The organism is Bowmanella yangjiangensis (assembly GCF_017255015.1).
GTDB lineage: Bacteria > Pseudomonadota > Gammaproteobacteria > Enterobacterales > Alteromonadaceae > Bowmanella > Bowmanella yangjiangensis.
In genome coordinates, this window is record NZ_JAFKCS010000012.1 from 99,656 (window position 1) to 104,314 (window position 4,659).

Annotated in this window: 5 protein-coding genes and 1 pseudogene; 2 read left to right on the forward strand and 4 right to left on the reverse strand. The window is 53.2% G+C overall.

Translation table 11 applies throughout. From position 1 onward, the window contains the following. Nucleotides 1–112: 112 nt before the first annotated feature. Nucleotides 113–1,294, reverse strand: a complete 1,182-nt coding sequence (locus J0A65_RS13275; protein ID WP_206594669.1) for a BaiN/RdsA family NAD(P)/FAD-dependent oxidoreductase — start codon at nucleotides 1,292–1,294, stop codon at nucleotides 113–115. A 154-nt stretch (nucleotides 1,295–1,448) separates the two neighbouring features. On the opposite strand from J0A65_RS13275, the gene J0A65_RS13280 reads away from it, so the two are divergent. After that, entirely contained in the window at nucleotides 1,449–1,844 is a 396-nt protein-coding gene (locus J0A65_RS13280; RefSeq protein ID WP_206594670.1) for a DUF3718 domain-containing protein, read from the forward strand. A gap of 31 nt (nucleotides 1,845–1,875) precedes the next feature. Here J0A65_RS13280 and J0A65_RS13285 read toward each other — a convergent pair whose 3' ends face one another. Continuing rightward, a complete protein-coding gene (locus tag J0A65_RS13285; protein ID WP_206594671.1) occupies nucleotides 1,876–2,349 on the reverse strand; it encodes a peroxiredoxin in 474 nt (157 codons plus the stop codon). Nucleotides 2,350–2,584: 235 nt separating this feature from the next. On the opposite strand from J0A65_RS13285, the gene J0A65_RS13290 reads away from it, so the two are divergent. After that, a complete protein-coding gene (locus J0A65_RS13290; protein ID WP_206594672.1) occupies nucleotides 2,585–3,499 on the forward strand; it encodes a DMT family transporter in 915 nt (304 codons plus the stop codon). 17 nt (nucleotides 3,500–3,516) lie between these two features. On the opposite strand, the gene J0A65_RS13295 is transcribed toward J0A65_RS13290, so the two are convergent. Both J0A65_RS13295 and J0A65_RS27370 read right to left on the reverse strand, forming a co-directional pair. Next, nucleotides 3,517–4,272: a class I SAM-dependent methyltransferase gene (locus J0A65_RS13295; protein WP_206594673.1), complete on the reverse strand. Its 756-nt coding sequence runs from the start codon at nucleotides 4,270–4,272 to the stop codon at nucleotides 3,517–3,519. Further along, nucleotides 4,272–4,659 (reverse strand): annotated as a pseudogene (locus tag J0A65_RS27370) (ATP-dependent DNA helicase RecG); the annotation flags it as partial. The pseudogene J0A65_RS27370 and the gene J0A65_RS13295, both read right to left, overlap by 1 nt.

Below are 4,659 nucleotides of genomic sequence, written 5' to 3' on the forward strand. Positions count from 1 at the left end.
CAACGCCGGACTGGGAAGCGCCCACCGGCGGCTATCTGCTGACAGCTTGTTTTGCCACGGGTTACTTAGCCGCACAAGGTATAACCCGTTATCTCAGCAGCACTTTGGTTGATTAAACCACCTGGGCGGCCACCCAGCCGCTGCTCCAGGCCCATTGGAAGTTATACCCCCCCAACCAGCCGGTAACATCCATGACTTCGCCGATAAAGTACAAGCCCGGCACCTTTCTGGCTTCCATGGTTTTGGAGGACAGCTCGTTGGTATCCACGCCCCCTAAAGTCACTTCGGCGGTACGGTACCCTTCGGTGCCGTTGGGCTTCAGTGCCCATTCTTCAAAGGCTGCGGCTACCTGCTCAAGCTGTTTACCCTGATACTGCTTAAGCGGCTTGTTGCTGAGCTGAAAATACTCAATCGCCACCTGCACGAAACGTTTGGGATACAGCTTGGCCAGCGCCGTGCTGAGCTGCGCATCGGGATGGGCGGTTTGTTCGGCTTGCAGCCACTCATGCAGGTTTTGCTGCGGTGATAAATTAAATTGCACCGCCTGACCAGGGTGCCAGAACGACGAAATCTGTAACACCGCGGGGCCTGACAGACCGCGATGGGTAAACAGAATATTTTCCCTAAAACTGGTGTTTTCCACTGCGGCGGTGGCATCCAGCGAGATACCGCTTAACTCAGCCAGCACTTGCTTATCCTGGTCATGTAAGGTGAAAGGCACCAAACCCGCCCGAGTGGGTAACACCTTCAAACCGAATTGCTCTGCCACCTTGTAACCAAAGGGGCTGGCGCCCAGCTTGGGCATGGACAAACCACCGGTGGCAATCACCAGCGACTGACAAGCAAACTCACCCTGACTGGTCTGTAGCACAAAGCCTTGCCCGGTCTTGTCTATCTGCACTACCTCAACCGGGTGACGCACCTGTACGTTGGCCTTGTCACATTCGCGCATCAGCAGGTTAAGGATGTCTTTGGCGGAGTCATCACAGAATAACTGGCCCAGGGTTTTCTCATGGTAAGCAATGCCATACTCGGCCACCAGGGCGATAAAGTCCCATTGGGTATATTGGCTTAAGGCTGACTTACAAAAATGCGGATTCGCCGACAGATAGTTTTCTGCTGAGGCATACATATTGGTGAAATTGCAGCGCCCACCGCCGGACATCAGGATTTTGCCGCCGATGCGTTTGGCATGATCCAGCACCACAACCGAACGGCCACGTTGACCGGCCTGCGCCGCACAGAATAATCCGGCCGCACCGGCACCGATGACAATCACATCCAGCTTTAACAAAGCAATTCTCCAACCCGCAGGCGTAAGCGTCAAAACCGCGCGAGTATAGCGAATTTGGCCCATTGATGCGCAGCAAAAAAATGCCAGACAACTGGCGGATTTTACAAGCCTCGCTACGCTAATTCTTGCCCCCTAACATTATTGGAGCCACTCCATGTACAAACGCACTTTAGTTACGGCAATTTTAGCGGCAGCATTTAGTGTTCCCAGTCTGGCGGACATCAATGCCGACTTGCAAAACATCTGCACTATTGTGAAAAACAATGACAAGTCAGAGCTGCGCAAGAAAATGAAAAAAGTCAGGGATGATTACAATCTGAAGCTGGGTGATGTGTATGAAGGCATCAGTTGTGAAGGGCTAAGCCTGATTCGCTATGCCATGCTCAATAGTGCCGATGATGCCGGCGAATATATGGTGAAGTCGATGTCGCGCAGCGATCTGCAAAAAACCGAGAAGGACGGCAGTACCGTTGAACAATGGGCCGAAGCTAACGGCCATTTAAAAAGCGCCACAGGCTTGGCGCTGGTTGACAGACTAAACGCCAACTAAGGTAAAAAGGAGGCGCCAAGGCGCCTCTTTTTTAGAGTTGCTCCAGCATAGTTTGGGCATCGCTCACTTCGAACATGCCGGCCACTTCCAGATTAAGCTTTTCCACCACGCCATCGACCACCAACATGGAATAACGCTGCGAGCGCACACCACCAAAGGCACCGGTGTCTTTGTCTAAACCCAGGGCTTTAGTAAAGCTGGCGTCGCCGTCACCTAACATCAGCAATTCCTCGGCGTTCTGGCTTTTACCCCAGGCTTCCATCACAAAGGCATCGTTGACTGATACGCAGATAATGCTGTCGACACCTTTGGCCTGCAGCTTATCGGCCAGCGCCACATAGCCCGGCAGGTGAGAATTGGAACAGGTAGGCGTAAAAGCGCCGGGTACCGCAAAAAGTACCACTTTCTTACCTTTAAACAGCGTATCGGTACTCAGCTGTTTGGTTTCGCCGTTGGCGCGTAAACTTAAGATAGCCTGAGGCAGAGATTGACCTTGTTGAATCATTGCAGTTCCTGACTTAAAAACAGAGTAACTAGAGTATTTATCAAGTCACCAGCAAGATCACCTAATAAGATATAAGCCTGCTATAAGCATTCGATATAAGAGCAACGTGTCACCTTCAGACTATAGCCACTTATCCCCTATAACCCGGCACTTATGGCGTTTCCATAAAATAGACATTTCATACAAGATGCGAAATAGGTAAGCTGCCTTCCTCTTCCTCAAACCCCAAGCGTCCATGCAAGTTCGGGAACCCTGGTTATGGCTGATGGCCATGACCTGTATTTTCTTCTGGGGTGGCAACTTTAATGCCGCCGAAGCTTTAGCGGGCGACGTGTCGGCCCTGACTGCCGCGGCCGAGCGCTTTCTGATTGCCGCGATAATCCTACTGGCACTGAGATTAGTGCAAAACAAGCGCGAGTCCGCGCTCAATCAGCGCCAAATTGGCTGGCTTGTGGCGCTGGGTGTCATCGGCGTATTTGGGTTTAACTATGCATTTTTTCTTGGCTTACAACAAACCTCGGCACTAAACGGCGCCCTGATTATGGCCGCCAGCCCGCTGGTGACCAATATTCTCTCCGCCTGGTTGCTTAACACTCGCATCACTTTACTTAGTGCCTTGGGCATCGCCATAGGACTAGCCGGGGTAAGCCTGGTGATAACAGGGAATGAATGGCAAAACCTACGTATTGCCCCCGGCGATTTGTATATGGTACTGGCCTGTCTGTGCATGTGCAGTTTTACTGTACTGAGTAAAAAACACGCCTCCCAAGTCCCCCCCATGCAGTTAACCCGTTGGACCATAGTGGTTGGTACTGGGCTACTTTGCCTGTTCGCGCTGTTGATTGAACAGCCGTTACAACAGCTGCCGACTATCAGCCTGAAGAGTCATCTGTTGCTGATTTACATGGGCGTATTCGGCACTTTTGTGGCCTATGCCTGCTGGATGAAAGCCTTGCAGGGGATCGCTCCTGGACGTTTGTCTCTGTGTTTTAACTTTGTGCCGGTGTTTACCCTGTTGATAGGCTTGGCGATGGGCCATTATCCCAATGCCGCCCAACTATTGGGGATGTTGCTGGTGATTAGCGGTGTGTTGCTGGGGAGTGGTTTTATTAAAAGGCGCGCCGCTGTGGTTCGCCAGCCAGCCAACTAAACAACCATCACCGCAGGTTAACGCAGATAAATATCAAAGCGGTTGGCCTTGCCCTGCATTTCCAGTGAGGGCTTCTGATTGTTCAGATAAGGCGCGCCGGAAGGGCGCTTCACCACCACGCGTTTTTTAGCCAAACACAGGGCCGGAGCCAGCAGGGCATCGGCGTCAAGATCCGGCCCCAATAGCAACTGGAATAAACGCATTTCCTTTTTTACCAACGCAGCTTTTTTCCGGTGGGGGAACATAGGATCCAGATACACCACATCCGGCACCTCACCTTGCCAGGCGCTTAAGGTATCCAGCGCCGAGGCCGGTAATAACCTTAACCGCTGCGGTAGCCACTGGCTAAGCTCAGGGTCATTGGCTGCGCGCTGCAGGCCATCGTCCAGTAGCGCCGCCACGGCATTGACCCGCTCCAGCATAGTTACCTGACACCCCAGGCTTGCCAGAATAAAGGCATCCCGGCCCAGCCCGGCGGTGGCATCCAGCACTTGCGGTTTAAATCCAGGTTTCATTCCTACCGCTTTGGCCACGGCTTCATTTTTACCGCCGCCATGCTGGCGCCGCCAGGCCATGGCATCACTGGCAAAATCCACCTGCACCGTGCCCATTTTTAAATCGTCCAGGGTTTTTAGGTGCAAACCCTGACCATCCAGCCACAGCACCAGCCCACTGTTGGCCTGCTCAGCAAAATCAAGCTGCCAGCGCTGGGCCAGCAATTTGGCCTGGGCAACATATTCCGGTTGGGCAGCAAGAATGGAAATAACCGTCATCAGGCGTGTCCGTAGTCTTCCCGGTGTGCCAACCAGCGATTAATAATCGCCTGGGCCTTGGCCGGATAATGCTGCCAAAGTTGATTGGCCAACTGTTGAACTTGGGGGATCAAATGCGCGTCGCGCACCAGATCGGCAATTTTCAGGTCGGCCAGGCCAGTTTGCTTGGTGCCAAGCAGCTCACCCGGCCCACGTATTTCCAGGTCGCGCTGGGCAATATAAAACCCATCGTTGCTTTCACGCAGCACCGCCAGGCGCTTACTGGCAGTTTTCGACAGCGGCGATTGGTACATCAGCACACAATGGCTTTCCACCGAGCCGCGTCCCACCCGGCCGCGCAGCTGGTGCAATTGTGCCAGCCCCAGGCGCTCTGGGTTTTCGATAATC

Coding starts and splice junctions, on each gene's coding strand:
- J0A65_RS13290 (WP_206594672.1), top strand. CDS start 2,585: ATGCAAGTTCGGGAACCCTGGTTATGGCTGATGGCCATGACCTGTATT.
- J0A65_RS13285 (WP_206594671.1), bottom strand. CDS start 2,349: ATGATTCAACAAGGTCAATCTCTGCCTCAGGCTATCTTAAGTTTACGC.
- J0A65_RS13280 (WP_206594670.1), top strand. CDS start 1,449: ATGTACAAACGCACTTTAGTTACGGCAATTTTAGCGGCAGCATTTAGT.
- J0A65_RS13295 (WP_206594673.1), bottom strand. CDS start 4,272: ATGACGGTTATTTCCATTCTTGCTGCCCAACCGGAATATGTTGCCCAG.